13 protein-coding genes are annotated in these 14,909 nt (G+C 74.2%); 3 read left to right on the top strand and 10 right to left on the bottom strand.

The features are described from left to right. Positions 1-107: 107 nt before the first annotated feature. Together ACFXOZ_RS03625 and ACFXOZ_RS03620 are read right to left on the bottom strand one after the other, a co-directional pair. A complete protein-coding gene (locus ACFXOZ_RS03625; RefSeq protein ID WP_380587098.1) occupies positions 108-317 on the bottom strand; it encodes a cold-shock protein in 210 nt (69 codons plus the stop codon). A 299-nt stretch (positions 318-616) separates the two neighbouring features. Continuing rightward, positions 617-1,672, bottom strand: a complete 1,056-nt coding sequence (locus tag ACFXOZ_RS03620; protein ID WP_380587046.1) for a helix-turn-helix transcriptional regulator — start codon at positions 1,670-1,672, stop codon at positions 617-619. 275 nt (positions 1,673-1,947) lie between these two features. On the opposite strand from ACFXOZ_RS03620, the gene ACFXOZ_RS03615 reads away from it, so the two are divergent. After that, positions 1,948-3,228 (top strand): thioester domain-containing protein, encoded by a 1,281-nt coding sequence (locus ACFXOZ_RS03615; protein WP_380587043.1) that lies wholly within the window; start codon positions 1,948-1,950, stop codon positions 3,226-3,228. A 72-nt stretch (positions 3,229-3,300) separates the two neighbouring features. On the opposite strand, the gene ACFXOZ_RS03610 is transcribed toward ACFXOZ_RS03615, so the two are convergent. Then, positions 3,301-4,398 carry a trypsin-like serine peptidase gene (locus ACFXOZ_RS03610; RefSeq protein ID WP_380587040.1) on the bottom strand — a complete coding sequence of 366 codons (1,098 nt, stop codon included), beginning with the start codon at positions 4,396-4,398 and terminating at the stop codon, positions 3,301-3,303. Positions 4,399-4,544: 146 nt separating this feature from the next. Here ACFXOZ_RS03610 and ACFXOZ_RS03605 point away from each other — a divergent pair, with 146 nt between their 5' ends. Beyond that, entirely contained in the window at positions 4,545-5,303 is a 759-nt protein-coding gene (locus tag ACFXOZ_RS03605) for a serine hydrolase (RefSeq protein WP_380523093.1), read from the top strand. A gap of 101 nt (positions 5,304-5,404) precedes the next feature. Here ACFXOZ_RS03605 and ACFXOZ_RS03600 read toward each other — a convergent pair whose 3' ends face one another. From ACFXOZ_RS03600 to ACFXOZ_RS03570, 7 genes are all read right to left on the bottom strand, one after another. Next, positions 5,405-5,824 carry a DUF2690 domain-containing protein gene (locus ACFXOZ_RS03600; RefSeq protein WP_380523094.1) on the bottom strand — a complete coding sequence of 140 codons (420 nt, stop codon included), beginning with the start codon at positions 5,822-5,824 and terminating at the stop codon, positions 5,405-5,407. Between the two features lie 231 nt (positions 5,825-6,055). Further along, a complete protein-coding gene (locus ACFXOZ_RS03595; RefSeq protein WP_380587038.1) occupies positions 6,056-7,189 on the bottom strand; it encodes an FAD-dependent monooxygenase in 1,134 nt (377 codons plus the stop codon). Positions 7,190-7,236: 47 nt separating this feature from the next. Further along, the gene (locus ACFXOZ_RS03590; RefSeq protein WP_380523097.1) at positions 7,237-7,851 is read right to left on the bottom strand and encodes an ATP/GTP-binding protein; all 615 of its coding nucleotides are present in this window, start codon (positions 7,849-7,851) and stop codon (positions 7,237-7,239) included. A 3-nt stretch (positions 7,852-7,854) separates the two neighbouring features. Continuing rightward, positions 7,855-8,220: a DUF742 domain-containing protein gene (locus ACFXOZ_RS03585; RefSeq protein ID WP_375895482.1), complete on the bottom strand. Its 366-nt coding sequence runs from the start codon at positions 8,218-8,220 to the stop codon at positions 7,855-7,857. 104 nt (positions 8,221-8,324) lie between these two features. After that, entirely contained in the window at positions 8,325-8,771 is a 447-nt protein-coding gene (locus ACFXOZ_RS03580) for a roadblock/LC7 domain-containing protein (protein WP_375895420.1), read from the bottom strand. Then, positions 8,771-11,668, bottom strand: a complete 2,898-nt coding sequence (locus ACFXOZ_RS03575) for a nitrate- and nitrite sensing domain-containing protein (RefSeq protein ID WP_380587035.1) — start codon at positions 11,666-11,668, stop codon at positions 8,771-8,773. The genes ACFXOZ_RS03580 and ACFXOZ_RS03575 overlap by 1 nt, the downstream gene beginning before the upstream one ends. A 502-nt stretch (positions 11,669-12,170) precedes the next feature. Beyond that, complete coding sequence (locus ACFXOZ_RS03570) at positions 12,171-12,860, bottom strand: FadR/GntR family transcriptional regulator (RefSeq protein ID WP_380587095.1); 690 nt, start codon at positions 12,858-12,860, stop codon at positions 12,171-12,173. A gap of 290 nt (positions 12,861-13,150) precedes the next feature. On the opposite strand from ACFXOZ_RS03570, the gene ACFXOZ_RS03565 reads away from it, so the two are divergent. Next, on the top strand, positions 13,151-14,908 hold the full coding sequence (locus ACFXOZ_RS03565) for a 2-isopropylmalate synthase (RefSeq protein ID WP_380587032.1): 1,758 nt from the start codon (positions 13,151-13,153) through the stop codon (positions 14,906-14,908). The last annotated feature ends 1 nt before the right edge of the window (position 14,909 follow it).

Below are 14,909 nucleotides of genomic sequence, written 5' to 3'. Positions count from 1 at the left end.
CGCTGCGGCTTTGCCGCGGGGCCCTGCCGGGGGTGGGGTCGGGGGGGCCGGGGGGTGGGGGGGGGTTGTTGAAGGCCCCCCCCCCCCCCCCCCCACTCCGGTGATCCTCAGCCAAACGGGATGACGTCGACGGCCTGCGGACCCTTGGGGCCCTGTACCACCTGGTACTCGACCCGCTCGCCCTCTCTCAGGCTCAGGAAGCCGCTGCCGACAACGGACGAGTAGTGGACGAAGACGTCCGGGCCGGGGACGTCCGGCGTGATGAAGCCGTACCCCTTCTCGGTGTTGAACCACTTCACGGTGCCGAGGTTGACCAGGGCGCGCTGGCTCCGGGCGGACGGCGCGGCCGCCGCCCATCCCGGGGCGGCGGCCGCCAGCAGGGTGCCGAGGGCGAGCAGGGGAGCGCACACCAGGGCTGCCGTGCGGGCACGAGGGGTGGGACGGGTCATCGCAGGTCTCCTGTCGGGGGCCGGGGTCCGGGGGCCGGGGTCCGGGGGCCGGGGTCCGGTCCGGGTGTCCGGGGAGCCGAGGCCGGGTCCGACCGGCTCCGCGGCCATGGTCGGGCGCGCTGCGGTCCGCTGCCCGGCGGCTGTGCGCCGAGTAGCCGTACGTACGGTCAGATCCAGTTCCGGTTCCGGGCGGCCAGTGCGGCCTGGAAGCGGTTCGGGGCGTCCAGGCGGCGCATCAGTGCGGCGACGTGGCCGCGGTAGGTCCGCAGCGACATGTCCAGGGCGCGGGCGCCCGCCTCGTCCTTGTCGACCCGGGCCATGGTCCGCAGCACCTCCCGCTCGACCCCGCTCGGCAGCCGCTCCCCGATGCCGCAGGACTGCGACCAGCGGCGCTCGAACAGGGCCAACAGGTGGGACAGCAGGCCCGGTTGGCGGATGACCAGGGCGCCCCGGGTGATGTCCTGCGGGTCGGTGGCCACCAGGGCGGTGCGGCGGTCGAAGACCACCATCCGTTCCAGCGGTGCGGCGGTGCCGCGGACCTCGGCGCCCTGTTCGGCCAGTTCGGTCGCGAAGCGGCTGATCCGGTGGCTGTCGAGGGCGCTGGCGTGCAGGATGGTCCGCATCCGCAGGCCGCGCCGCAGGTACTTGAGGTCGGAGGCCCGGACGGCGTCGAGGGCGGCGGAGATGATCGGCCCCGGGTGGGTGGTGAGCCGTTCCTCGCGGGCGAAGAACGACAACTCGTCGACGCAGGCGATCACTTGGTCGATGCCCTCGACGTACCGGAGCTCGCCGCTCGCCCCCTGTCGCCCCGCCCCCTGCCGTCCTGCCCGCTGGTCCTCCAGCAGGCCGTCCACCAGGTGGCGAGCGGAGACGACCCGCCGGATCTCGTCCTGGAGCCCGTCGAGCCGGCGCCGGGCCAGCCGTTCGACGGCGGCCTGCGGGTCGACGCCGTCGAAGGCGGTTCGGCCGCGCACGGCGGTCGCCAGGCCGAGCTCGCGGAGCCCGGTCACGGCGGCCCGGGCGGCGTCGTGGTCGAGTCCGCAGGCGAGGGCGATCGCGGCGATTCCGATGCCGGGGGAGCGCAGGAGCAGCCGGTAGACCGACTCCTCCCGGGCGCTGACGCCCAGTACTGCCAGTGCGTTGCCTTCCACGCGGGTGCCCTCGGAGATCGTCGGAGCGGAGACGGCGGCCCGGGTCGGGGCGCCGCAGGAGAGAGCGTCCAACAGTCGCCGGGGGCTCCCCAGGGACCTCCGCCCCGATCGGGCGGGACCAACGTCCCGGGGGTCGCAGGAAGTTGCAGCCGAGTGGTGCAGGCAGTGCCGGTCGGAACCGGGCGTCGGCCGGGCCGGGCGCCGCTAGGTTCGTTCGTGTCCGCAGGGGCAGGCCCGGGACCGCTCGCCGTGGTTGCGGATGCCGGTCGGGTGGGCCGCCGAGCCATAGGCCGGGCCTATGGGTGCATAGAGCGGGCCCCGGAACTCACACAGGAGAAGAACCAGCAGTGAAGTGGAAGCACGCAGTTCGTGCGGCGGCCGCCGTGCTCGCGACCGGAGTGCTGGCGGTCGGGGGGCTCGCGCCGACGGAGGCCGCCGGTGCGGACGGGCCCGCTGTTCACCCCGCGCACGTGTCGGCCAGCAAGCTCGTCGGCCGTGGTGAGTTCGTGTCCTTCGGCGACAGCGAGGGGGACGGGGCCGAAGGAGGCCTGATGGAGCTGAGGACCTTGGATCCTCCGACCGTCGTGTTCGGCTACTCCCTCGACGCCCGGGGCACGATGAAACTCGGTTCGCCGTACGAGGTGGGCCGGACGTCCGACGTGCCGACGTTGAAGGGCCGGGCCGGGAAGGTCAGTTGGATCATGCAGCACGGGTACCCGTCGGTCACCGCCGGTGAGCTCGGGAAACTCGTGCAGGGCGAGCTCACGGCGTCGCAGGCAGCCGTGGCGACCCAGGCCGCCATCTGGCGCCTCACCAACAACGTCAAGGGGGTCGTGAACAGCCCCGTGCCCGACAGGCTCGTCGACTACCTCGTCTCGCACGCCGTCGATGTCGAGGAACCGGCCGCTCCGCTGGCCCTCGATCCCGGCACGGTGACCGGGAGCGCCGGGTCGCTGCTCGGGCCGATCACGGTCACCACCACCGGCGATCAGGCTGCCGGGCTCCTCGACCCGGCAGCGGTCGCGGCCGGTGTCGTGCTCACCGACCGGGCGGGCAACGTCCTCTCGGACGGCGACGGCGCGTTGATCCGCCCGGCCGGGAACGGTGACCCGCTCTTCGTGAAGGTCCCGGCGGGCGCGAAGCCGGGCAGCGGAACCGTCAGCGTGGCGGGGCTGGTGCCGGCCCGGGCGGGCCTGGTGGTCGTCAGCCCGGACAGCGAGCCCGTGATCCTCGCAGGCCTCAACAAAGTTCACACCATCACGCGAGCGGCGGTGAGTTGGACCGCGCCCACCTCCTCGCCCTCGCCCACGTCCTCGCCGGTGCCCACCTCCTCGCCGTCCCCGACCACGACCCCGAGCGACTCGGCGAGCCCGACGGCAACACCGACCACGACGTCCGGCCCGAGCCCGAGCCCGAGCGCGACGTCCGGTCCGAGTGCCACGTCGGGCCCGAGCCGGAGCCCGGCCCCGAGCGGGAGCCCCTCGGCGACCCCTGGGGGTGCACTCGCCTCCACCGGGGCCGGGGACGGCGTCGGGTTCGCGGCCGCGGCCGGTATCGGGCTGCTCCTGGTCGGCGGTGTGCTGGTCCTGCTCCACGAGCGCCGTCGGCGCCGCCGTAACGGCGCCTGAGCGCGGGGCGCCCCGGAGTGGGAAGTCGGCCGGTCCGACCTCCCACTCCAGTCCGCTGTCCTCCCGTACGGCTCAGCCGTCGGCCCGGGCGCCCTGGGCGGCCTGGTACAGCGGTTTGGTGATCGCGGAGGTGAACTGCGGGCCGACCAGGTGCCGGGTGCACAAGGGAGTGCCGCGCTCGCAGACCTGGCCCGAGGAGTCGAAGAAGCCCGCCTGGGTGTTGTCGCCCACCACGGTGCCGATCCCGGCGGACGGGTCGAAGTCGGCGATGCGGGGACCGCCGCTGGAGCCGCCGCCCATGACGCAGGGGGCGCCCCACAGGCCCCGGGGCTCCGGGTGGTCCTTGGTGCCGGGGTACTCGAGGGTCTGCCCGGTGCAGTGGGCGAGCCTGGCCCCGGTGAACTCGGGCAGGCCCGAGCGCGCGGGATCGCCCGAGGACTCCCGCGGATAGCCGAACTGGTGGACCGTGGCGTTGCCCGGCCGGTCGAAGCCGATCCGCTGTGCGGCGCCGACGGCGTCCTGGACGCGCCGGCCCTCGGCGTTGCGGTTCAGGACCAGGAACGCCTGGTCGTAGGCGTCGAACCGCAGGCCGTTCTGCTGGTCGTCGAGCAGCCAGGTGGTGTCGGCGATCCCGGCCCGGGCGACGAACTTGCCGTACGGGGCGAGGCCGTCGTGGTAGCCGGGGACGAACATCTCGTTCGACAGCCACTCGTTGTTGTCACCGAGGAGGTCGGTGCTGTTGACGCAGTGCGCCGCCGTGACGACGGTGCTGCGGTTCGCGCTGTTCACGACGGTCGCGGTGCAGCTCTCGTCCTCACCGTGGTTGGTGAAGAAGAGCCTGCCCACTGTTCTGCTCAGGGTGTCGGACCCGGTCCACGGGCCGCCGTCCGGGCCGCTCCTGGGCGGGTTGCCGGAGGACGGCTGGTTCAGGGCGGCCATCCGTTCCGGGGTCCAGTACGCCAGGACGGCCTGCTGCTGCGCGGCCGTGACCGCCGACGGGTGGACGGCGACCCGGCTCGTGGCGGCGCCGGTCGCCGGGTCGGCCGTCGCGCCGTCCACCGGGTCGGCTGCGGCGGGTGCGGCCAGCGCGAGCCCGGCGGCCAACACGGCGGTCGTCAGGGCGAGGTGAGTGCGTGTCCGGTTCCTGGTCCGGTCATGTGTGGGTGACATGGACGGCACTGTAGGAACGGGAGGTCAGGTTCACGTCCGGGGAGCGTCTCATCCGTCCATCGATCACGTCAGGTTCCGCCGGAGAGCGTCTCGTTCGTGTATCGGCGGTCACCGGTTCCGGGGCGGACATCCCCTACTCTTCCTCCATGCTGTCTGTGGTGGTGGCCCCCTGGGCGGGCGACGCGGAGCCGGTCCTGCTGCGCGCGCCGGACGAACTGCACGACGCCGCGAGCACGATGAAGGTCGCGGTCCTGGCGGCGCTGGCCCGCGGCGGGGTGGACCTCGACGCCGAGGTGCCGGTGGTGAACCGCTTCGAGTCCGTCGTCGGCGGGGAGTTCGGCAACGATCCCGACTGGGACAGCGATCCGCTGCCCTGGGAACTGCTGGGCACCCACGTGCCGCTGCGGCTGCTGGCCGAGCGGATGATCACCCACTCCTCCAACCTGGCCACCAACCTCTGCCTGGCCCGCACCGACCAGCGGACGGTGGCCGAGGTGTGGCGCCGGGCGGGGGCCACCCGCAGCTCCAGCCCGCGCGGGATCGAGGACTACGCGGCGCGCGCGGCGGGCGTGCACAACCGGGTGAGCGCCCGTGACCTGGTCCGCCTGCTGCACTCGCTCGCCGACGAGCCGGAGTTGCTGGCGCTGCTGGAACGCAACGACTACCGGGTCGACCTCGCGGCCGGTGTCCCGCCGGGCACCCGGATCGCGTTCAAGAACGGCTGGGTGCCCGGCGCCCGGCACTGCGTCGGCCTGGTCCACCCGTACGACTGCCCGCCGTACCTGATCGCCGTCTGCTACACCGGCCCGCTCGCCGACGGCACCGACCGCACCGACCCGGCGGCCCGCCTGCTGGCCCGGATCTCGCGGGCGGTCTGGCAGCGGCGCAAGGAGATCACCCGCTGATCGCGGGCATCGACGTGCCGTCCGGGCTCCAGGCGGCGACGATCCGGTAGTCCCAGCCGCGGTCCCCGTCAGGGGGACCGCGGCGCGCGGGTCGGGTCGGGTCAGGACCAGAGGGTGGAGGAGGCCATGGTGCCGTCGGGCCGGTAGTCGGCGGCGTAGGCGTAGATGTCGGCGTCGTTGACCATCGCGGTGTAGACCGTCCCGCCCGAGCTGCCGGCGGTGACGGTCCGCTCCTCGTTGTTGGTGTTGCGGACGACGTACTTGTGGCCCGCGCTGGTGCCCTTCATCCGGGCCCAGACGGCGCGGCAGGTGCGGCTGTAGCGCAGTTCGACGCCGGTGTCGGCGGTCAGCAGCGTGGTGGCGTCGTTCTGGCAGACGGTGCTCGCCGGGTCCAGGCCGGTGCAGCTGGCCGCGTAGCAGGTGGTCGCGGCCGAGGCGGGGGCCGAGCCGAGCGCGATGCCGGACAGGGCCAGGGCCAGGGTCGAGCCGATCATCGCTGCCTTGCGGGTGATGGGGCGCATCGTGTGTTCCTCGTCCTCGGGTGCTGGATCCGTACGGGGCCCGACTATCCGGCCCGGACCCGGTGTCCCGCTACGCCTTGGGATCCCCGGGACGTCCCGTCCCCGTCCAGGGATCGCACCCGGGAACCGCGTCCGAGGACAGGACCCGGGACCGCGGCCGAGGAGCGCGAACGGCCGCGCCCCGCCGGACGGTTCCGGCAGGGCGCGGGGTCACGACGCGAGGCGACCGGCTCAATACGGCTTGACGAGGACGTGCGCGGCGCCCGGGATGCCGATCTTGAGCAGCTCGTCCTCCTCCGGGGTGGTCGGCGTGCCGGTCTCCTGCTTGAGGACGGCGCGGGACAGCGACTGCACCCACATGGCGCGCGGGCGGCGGCGCGCCTCCCAGGCGGTGAGGGCGGCCGGGACGTCGGACGCCGCGTCGAGGCTCTCGGCGAGGACGAGGGCGTCCTCGACGGCCATCGCGGCGCCCTGGGCGAGGTGCGGGGTGGAGGCGTGGGCGGCGTCGCCGGCGAGGACGACGCGGCCGACGTGCCAGGGCTCCTCGACGGTGACCTGGGAGATCCGGGAGTAGACCACGGCGGCCGGGTCGGTGACCTGGGCGAGGGCCTCGGCGATGGGGCCGCCGAAGCCGGCCAGCCGCTCGTGGAGCTGCTCGTGGGCGCGCTCCGGGTCCGGGCGGAAGTCCTCGGCCTCGGCGAACACCGAGCCCAGGTACATGAGTTCCTCGCTGATCGGGGTGAGCAGCGCCTTGGCCTTCAGGTTGCCGGCGGACATCACCACGCCCTTGACCTCGGGCGAACGCGGCAGGGTGACGCGCCAGTTGGCGAAGCCGGTGTACTCGGGGGCGTACCGGTCGCCGTACAGGTGCCGGCGCAGCGGCGAGCCGATGCCGTCGAAGCCGACGACCAGGTCGTAGCGGCCGCCGTGGCCGTCGGTGAGGGTGACGTCGACCCCGGTGCCGTCGTCGGTGAGCTCCGAGATCGTGGTCCCGAAGCGGACCTCGGCGCCGGCCGAGGTGGCGGCGGCGGCCAGTACCCGGGCCAGGGCGGGGCGCGGTATGCCGTTGTTGGAGGGGGCGTCGCCCATCCGGGGCTGGGGGATCTGCGCGAGGGTGGTGCCGGCCGGGTCGCAGATGGTCAGCACCTCCCACTCGAAGCCGACGGCGAGGCACTCGTCCAGCACGCCGATCTCGCGCATCACGTGCAGGGCGTTGGACGGCTGGATGATGCCGACGCCCAGGGCCTCCAGCCCGTCGCGCAGTTCGGCGACGTCGACGTGGTGGCCGCGCCGGGCGAGGGCGGTGGCGAGGGTGAGGCCGCCGATGCCGCCGCCGTGGACGAGGACGCGCAGGGGTGTGGTCATGGAAGGGTGCTCCAGAGTACGGGGCTCGAGCGGGGGCTCGAACGGGCTCAGCCGACGGGGGTGGCGGCGAGGTCCATCAGGTGGTCGACCAGGGCGAGCAGCAGGTCGCGGCCGAAGCCGCGCTCGCGTACGTCGCCGATCAGCATCGGGACCTGCGGGTCGAGGTCGAGGGCGGCCCGGATCTCCTCCGGGGTGCGGGTGTTGTGGCTGTGGAAGCAGTTGATGGCGACCACGAACGGGATGCCGCGGCTCTCGAAGAAGTCGATCGAGGCGAAGCTGGTGTCGAGCCGCCGGGTGTCGGCGATGACGATGCCGCCGAGGGCGCCGTTGACCAGGTCGTTCCACATGAACCAGAAGCGCTCCTGGCCGGGCGTGCCGAACAGGTAGACCACCAGCTCGGGGCTGACGGTGATCCGGCCGAAGTCGAGGGCGACGGTGGTGGTGTCCTTCTGGTCGACGCCGTCCAGGTCGTCGACGCCGACGCTGGCCGTGGTCAGGTACTCCTCGGTGCGCAGCGGGGTGACCTCGCTGACCGAGCCGACCAGGGTGGTCTTGCCGACGCCGAAGCCGCCCGCGATCAGGATCTTGACCGCGGCGGGGGCGGCGGGGGCGGCGGGGGCCGCGGAGGCGGCAACGGGTGCGGGGGAGTGGGGTGTTGCCATGGTTCAGAGTCTCCGGAGTCCTTCGCGTACGGCCGTGAGCAGGCCGAGGTCCACGCCCCCGGCGGCGCGGGCGACCGAGAGGGGTGCCCGGGCCTTCAGCAGGCCCTGGGCGACGAGGTCGCCCAGCAGGATCTTGGTGACCGAGACCGGGAGGTCCAGGCCGGCCGCGACCTCGGCGACGGCGGCCGGGCGGCGGCAGCGGTCGAGGATCAGCCGGTGTTCGGGCTGGAGGCCGCGGGCGCCGGTGCGGCTGCCCCGCGCCAGGGCCGCGTCGGCCTCCTCCTCGGCCGTGGTGAGCACGGTGATCAGGGTGAGGTCGTCGCGCTCGGGCGCGGTCCGGCCGCGGGTGATGGTGTACGGGCGGACCATGACGCCGGTCTCGTCCTCGGCGTACGGTTCCTCCAGCTCGCTCCAGTGCGGCGTCCGGCCGCGGGCCCGCGGGTCCTCCTCGCCGGTGTGCGGCCCCACCCCGGTCAGCCCCGGGTCCGGGAGGCGAAGACGTCGAAGGACGCGGGGGCGCCCTCGGCGCGGGCCGGGGTGGTGAGCTTCTGGCCGACCTGCTGCACCAGGGTGTGCATGGCGACGGACATCACCTCGGCGTCGACCTCCTGGGAGGCGACCACGGCCAGGTGGGTGCCCTGGGCGGCGGCGATGACGAACAGCCAGCACTCGGCGAGCTCGACGATCACCTGGTGTACCGGCCCGCCGTCGAAGAGCTGGCCGACGCCCCGGGCGAGCGACTGCTGGCCGGTGGCCACGGCGGCGAGGCGCTCGGCGTCGGCGCGCTCGATGGTGCGGGAGTGGCTGACCACGAGGCCGTCGTCGGAGAGCAGGACGGCGTTGCGGGTCCCGGGCACCGAGTCGACGAGTCCGTCCAGCAGCCAGTCCAGGTCCTGGTGGGTGGCGATCGTGCGGTTCATCACTGGTCATCCGTTCGTGTGGTTCGGGGGTCCGCGGCCGGCAGGGCCCAGGGGGAGGGCGCCGACGCGGGGGCGGGGGGACCGGCGGGCGGAGCGGGGGGAGCCGGCGGGGTGGGGCGGGCGGGCAGCGGGTGTTCGCCGCTGTCCTGGGAGCGGGCGGCGCGGGACTGCCGCTGGAAGGCGCCGATGGTGGCGCCGGAACGGCGGACGGGCCGTTCGGCGCGCTCGGGGTACTCGGGACGCTCGGCGCCCTGGGGGTGCTCGGACGGGGCGGCGGCGGGCTGCCCGGCGCCGGGCAGCCCGGCCGCCGGGTCGACCCACTCCTGCCGGGTCGGCGGGGGCACCCGCAGCTCGGCGGCCAGGCTGGCCTGGCGGACGCGCTGGGGCAGCGGCGGCTGGCCGCCCTCGACCTGGCTCACCGGCACGGCGGAGGGGTACTCGCGGTGCCGGCGCCGCTCGGCCAGCCGGTAGTGGTCGGCCGGGCGGTACTGCTCGTCGGCGTACGGGGCCTCGGCCTCGGTGACCCGGGCGTAGGCGATGTCCGGGTAGGCGGGGGCCTCCGGCGCGGGGGTGGCGGTGCCGGTGGCGGGCTGCGCCCCGGCCGGTGCGGCGGCGTAGGCCGGGGCCGGGTCGACGGGGGAGCTGTGCTGGATCGGCTGCTCGTACGACGGCGCCTGCTCGTACGGCTGCGGCGACGCCTGCTGATGGGACTGCGCCGGGAACGGGGCCTCCGGGAACGGCGCTTCCGAGAACGGCGCTTCCGGGAATGCCGCTTCCGAGAACGGTGGTTCCGGGAGCGGGGCTTCCAGTGGCCCCGGCTCCTGGAAGGCCGGGGCGACGCACTGCGCCGGAGCGGCGGTCGCGACCGGTGCGCCGACGCCGGCCCCGAGGCCGACCCCGCCGACCCCGACCGGCAGCTGCTCGAAGGAATCCACCGGTGCGACCGGCGGCCCGACCGCCACGGCCGGCTGGGCCGCCTCGTCGGAGGCGGAGCGCACCGCCCGGCGGGAGCGCCGGACCAGCGGGATGGGTTCGACGGGGGCGGCGTCCGGGAGTCCGGCGTCGCCGTCGATGACCAGCTCGTCGGGGACGAGCACGACCACCCTGGTGCCGCCGAAGGCGGACGGCCGGAACTCGATCCTGAGTCCGGTGAGCGAGGCGAGCCGGGCGACGACGTGGAAGCCGAGCCGGATGTCGTCGGCCCGGGCGAGCACGTCGGTGCGCGGCGGGCGGCTCATCAGCTCGTTGGCCGCGTCGTACTGTTCCGGGTCCATGCCGAGGCCGCGGTCCTCGATCTCGACCGCGAGGCCGCGGCCGACCATGGCGGCCCGGACCTCGACCGGGGTGGGCGGCTTGGAGAAGGTGGTGGCGTTCTCCATCAGCTCGGCGAGCACGTGGGCGACCGGCCCGACGGCCCGTTCGGAGAGCCAGGGGTGGCCCTCGACGTCGATCATGATCCGCCGGTAGTCCTGCACCTCGCCCTGGGCGGAGCGCAGCACGTCCAGCAGCGGGACGGGCTTGCGCCAGCGCCGCTGGGGCTGGCCGCCGGCCATGATGACGAGGTTCTCCTCGTAGCGGCGCAGGCGGGCGGTGAGGTGGTCGAGGTCGAACAGGCCCTCCAGGACCTCCGGGTCCTCGTGCTTGCGCTCCAGTTCGTCGAGCTTGCGCAGCTGGCGCCCGATCAGCAGCTGGGTGCGGCGGGCGATGCGCTGGAGCAGTCGCTCGAAGCCGCGGTGCTGGTCGGCCTGCCGGACGGCGGCCTCCAGGGCGGCGGAGCGGGCCAGGTTGAGGGCCTGGCCGAGGCGGGCGAGTTCGTCGGTGCCGTTGCCGTGCTCGCCGGTGGTGACGGCGCGGCTCGCGGCCTCGGTGTCGACCTGTTCGCCGCGGCCGAGGCGGTCGACCACCTCGGGCAGGGTGCGCTCCATCTCCTCGGCCTGGGTGTGGAGTTCCTTGATGCGGCGGCGCAGCGAGCGGCTGAGCCGCCAGGAGGCGATGACCACCGCGATGACGGTGATCAGGCCGACCACGGCGGTCAGCACGACGCGGGTGAGCAGGCCGAGGATGGTGCCCTTGCCGACCTCGACGATGGCGCCGGTGCGGGCCTCGATGGCCTTGACCAGCTGGGGGTTGAGCTGGTCGACGGCCTGGCGCCACTGGTCCTGGGCGGCGGGCAGTTTGACGGTGCCGTTGGACTCGGCGGCGGTGGGCCGGGTGAGCTGCTGCTCGACGGCGGTCTTGGCCTGCCAGGCGGGGCTGTTCATCAGGTCGTGCCAGGCGGCGGCCTCGCCGTCCGGGACGTACGGGACGACCTGGACGGTGAACAGGTGGTCCTGGGCGCCGATCAGCTGCTGGACCTGCTGGTAGTCGGCGGTGCTGAGCCGGCCGGTGGGCCAGCCGCGGGCCAGGACGGCGTCCTCGCGGGCCAGCATCTCCTTGGCCCAGAAGGAGTTGACCAGGGTCTTGGACACCCAGGTGACCTCGCCCGCGTCGACGTGGCTGAGCGCGGTGAACAGCCGCAGGTCGACGGCGATGAGGTCGGTGTAGTACGTGAAGACGGCCTGCTGGTCGAGGGCGCCCTTGTCGACGGCGGCCCGTTCCTCGGCCAGTTTGCCCATGGCCTGCCGGGCTTCGGCGACGGCGGTGCGGACGTCGTCGGGGGCGTTGTCGGCGGTCTCGCCGGACAGCGCCTGGAACTGGCGCACCGCGTCGTCGGTCAGCTGCCGCTGGTGGCGCAGCTGGTCGGCGTTGCTGCCGGGCCGGGCGAGCGCCTCGGCGCTGAGCCGGCGCTCCTCCTGGAGGTTGTAGTAGACGATGTTGGACGGCTGGCCGGCCTTCTGGGCGAGCATGCCCTGGGCGGCCTGGCGCTGGAAGTCGAAGACGGTCTCACCGCTGGTCACCGCCCAGAGGGCGACCAGGGCCAGGCTGGGGACGACGGCCAGGACGAGCAGCGCCGTCCGCAGGGACAGGCGTGGACGCCTGCGGGGGGTCTTCGGCGTCGGGGGCCGCCGATTCGCACGCGCGCGCAGAGCAGACTCCTTGGGACTGGCGGCCGGCCGGTGAGGGGCGGGCCGTCCGGGCACGGGCTTTTGACGAAGCGATACTAGCCATATCGTGTGATTGGAGTGAAAGCCCGTGTGCCACCTGCGTGGTGCTTGTGCACCAGCCGGACACAATGTCACCCCCGCGTTGACCGTCTGTGTCCGAAGCAGCCGGGTTTGCTCCTGCCTGACACAGTGTCGTCCCCACTCCGGGCCGTTGGGTGGCCGCGGTGTGAAAACTGTGTGACGCCCCCTCCGGAAGACGGCCCGCGCCCTCCGGTGGGTTCAGCGAGGGCCGCCCGCCGGTGACTTCGAGGGGAGCATCCGCCGGTGGGTTCAACGGGGCCGCCCGCCGCTGGGTTCAGTGCGGGCTGAGCAGCCGCGAGCGCGTCGACTCCAGCTCCGCCGCCAGCACCCGCCCCGCCGCCGCCGGATCGCCCTCGTGCAGCGCCCGCACCAGCTCCGCGTGCGAGTCGTACCCCTGGTTCGGATCCCCCTCGCGCAGACCGAACAGTCCGACCAGGGCCACCAGGTGCTCCCGCAGCACCGGCGCGAACTGGGCGAAGAGGTCGTCCAGGACGGGGTTGTGGGCGGCGGCGACGATCGCCGTGTGCAGCGCGATGTCGGCGTCCACGAAGACCGCGTCGTCCGCGCCGCCGGCCGCCAGGCGTGCGGCCAGTGCGGCGTCCACGGCGGCCAGGTCGGTCTCCGTGCGGCGCTCGGCGGCCAGTCGGGCGGCCTGCACCTCGACCATCGTCCGCACCTCGTAGACGTGCGCCAGCTCGGCGGCCCGCAGCCGGGTGGCCCAGTCCCCGGCGGTCGGGCGGTCGGCCGTCACGAACACCCCGGCGCCCTGGCGGGCGTGCACCATCCCGGCCGCGGCGAGGGTGCGCAGCGCCTCCCGGACGGTGGAGCGGCCGACGCCCAGCTCCTTGGCGAGCGCGACCTCGCCGGGCAGTCGGCCGCCGACCGGCCACTCGCCCGACCGGATCCGCCGCTCGATCAGTTCGGCGGCCTGGGCGGCGAGGTGGGAGGGGCGGAGCGGGGGCATCGTCGTCACCTGTCAGGTTGTCTGAGGACTTCGGTCATGGTTACCCTACCCGGCATGCAGCCGTGGAGCGCTCTCCTTCTTGGTGGCCGCAGCGGGGCGTGACCTGACCGGCACCCCGCTGCGGGGCGCCGTCCTGCCGGTCCCCGGAACCAGAGCGCGGGAATCCGATCCCGGTCCGATCCCGATGATCCGGGCGCGATCCCGATGATCCGATCGTGATCCCGATCCCCGATGATCCGATCCCGCTGCCCGGCTCCGGCACCCGAGTCGAGGACCCCCGAGGACGCCCGATGCGATTCCCGACCCTGCACGCCCCCGCCGGCCCCACCCCGGCCGACGCCCCCGCCTGGAACCCCCAGCGCGGCGGCGCCATGCCCTCCCACCGCTACCGCCCCGCCCACGAGCGGGTCCAGGTGCCCGCCCTGCTGCGCCGCTGGCCCGGCCGCCGGACCGAGCGGGCCCCGCTCTGGGTGCCCGTCGACCTGCGCGACGGCAACCAGGCGCTCGCCGAGCCGATGGACCCGGCGCGCAAGCAGCGGATGTTCGACCTCTTCCTGGCCATGGGCTTCAAGGAGATCGAGGTCGGCTACCCCTCCGCCAGCCGCACCGACTTCGCGTTCGTGCGCCGGCTCGCCGAGACGCCCGGGGCGGTGCCGGAGGACGTCACCGTGGTCGTCTTCACCGCCGCCCGGGCCGACCTGATCGACCGCACCTTCGAGGCCGTCGAGGGCCTGCCGCGCGTCCTCGTCCACCTCTACACCGCCACCGCCCCGCTGTGGCGGGACGTCGTCCTCGGCAAGGACCGGGCCGAGCTGCGGGCGCTGATCACCGCCGCCGCCGAACGGATGGCCCGGCTCGGGGGCGACCGGGACGGCGTGCGGTTCCAGTTCTCGCCCGAGGTGTTCAACCTGACCGAACCGGACTACGTGCTGGAGGTCTGCAACGGCCTGACCGAGCTGTGGGACGCGAGTCCCGACCGGCCGGTGGTCCACAACCTGCCAGCCACCGTCGAGATCGCCACCCCCAACGTCTACGCCGACCAGATCGAGTACCTCGACCGCCACCTGGTCCGGCGCGACAGCGTGATCCTCTCCGTCCACCCCCACAACGACCGGGGCACCGGCGTCGCCTGCGCCGAACTGGCCGTGCTGGCCGGCGCCCAGCGGGTCGAGGGCTGCCTGTTCGGCAACGGCGAGCGCACCGGCAACGTCGACCTGGTCACCCTGGCGCTCAACCTGCACACCCAGGGCGTCGACCCGATGCTCGACCTGTCCGACATCGACACGATCCGCCGCACCGTCGAACACTGCAACCGGCTGCCCGTGCACGAACGCCACCCCTACGCGGGGGACCTGGTGCACACCGCCTTCTCCGGCACCCACCAGGACGCCATCAAGAAGGGCTTCGCCCGGCACGCGCGGACCGCCGCCGAACTCGGCCTGCCCGAACGGGAGGCGCCCTGGTCGGTGCCGTACCTGCCGATCGACCCGGCCGACCTCGGGCGCGACTACGAGGCGGTGATCCGGGTCAACAGCCAGTCCGGCAAGGGCGGCATCGCCTACCTGCTGCAGAGCGCCGCCGGACTGGAGCTGCCCCGGCGGCTGCAGATCGAGTTCGCCCGGGTCGTCCAGGAGGCCGCCGACGACAGCGGGCGGGAGGTGACCGGCGAGGAGCTGTACGCGCTGTTCCGGGGCGAGTACCTGGACGCCGGTGCCGCCCGCGCCTGGCGGGTCGACGGCGGCCGGGCCGAGGTGGACGGCCACCCGGGCCGCGGCGCCGGTCCGGTGGACGCCGTCGCGGACGCGGTGGGGGTGGAGGTGCTCTCCTTCACCGAGCACAAGGTCGGGGGCAGCCCGGACGCGATCGCCTACGTCGAGGCCCGGGCGGGCGACGGCGCGGTGGTCTGGGGCGTCGGACGCGACGCCTCGGTGCTCACGGCCGGCGTACGGGCGGTGCTCAGTGCCGCCGCCCGCGCGGCCGCCCGCGCGGCGTCCGGAACGGCGTCCGGGATGGCGTCCGGGGTGGCTTCCGGACGCGGAAAGGCATGAT

The organism is Kitasatospora sp. NPDC059160, assembly GCF_042755465.1.
Lineage (GTDB): Bacteria > Actinomycetota > Actinomycetes > Streptomycetales > Streptomycetaceae > Kitasatospora.
Note: the sequence above shows the minus strand (reverse complement) of the source record. Positions and strands in the feature narration are given on the sequence as shown.

Bases quoted from the DNA above. Each gene is read 5' to 3' on its own strand.
- ACFXOZ_RS03610 (WP_380587040.1), bottom strand. From the start codon at position 4,398: ATGTCACCCACACATGACCGGACCAGGAACCGGACACGCACTCACCTC.
- ACFXOZ_RS03605 (WP_380523093.1), top strand. From the start codon at position 4,545: ATGCTGTCTGTGGTGGTGGCCCCCTGGGCGGGCGACGCGGAGCCGGTC.
- ACFXOZ_RS03600 (WP_380523094.1), bottom strand. From the start codon at position 5,824: ATGCGCCCCATCACCCGCAAGGCAGCGATGATCGGCTCGACCCTGGCC.
- ACFXOZ_RS03595 (WP_380587038.1), bottom strand. From the start codon at position 7,189: ATGACCACACCCCTGCGCGTCCTCGTCCACGGCGGCGGCATCGGCGGC.
- ACFXOZ_RS03590 (WP_380523097.1), bottom strand. From the start codon at position 7,851: ATGGCAACACCCCACTCCCCCGCACCCGTTGCCGCCTCCGCGGCCCCC.
- ACFXOZ_RS03585 (WP_375895482.1), bottom strand. From the start codon at position 8,220: ATGGTCCGCCCGTACACCATCACCCGCGGCCGGACCGCGCCCGAGCGC.
- ACFXOZ_RS03580 (WP_375895420.1), bottom strand. From the start codon at position 8,771: ATGAACCGCACGATCGCCACCCACCAGGACCTGGACTGGCTGCTGGAC.
- ACFXOZ_RS03570 (WP_380587095.1), bottom strand. From the start codon at position 12,860: ATGCCCCCGCTCCGCCCCTCCCACCTCGCCGCCCAGGCCGCCGAACTG.
- ACFXOZ_RS03565 (WP_380587032.1), top strand. From the start codon at position 13,151: ATGCGATTCCCGACCCTGCACGCCCCCGCCGGCCCCACCCCGGCCGAC.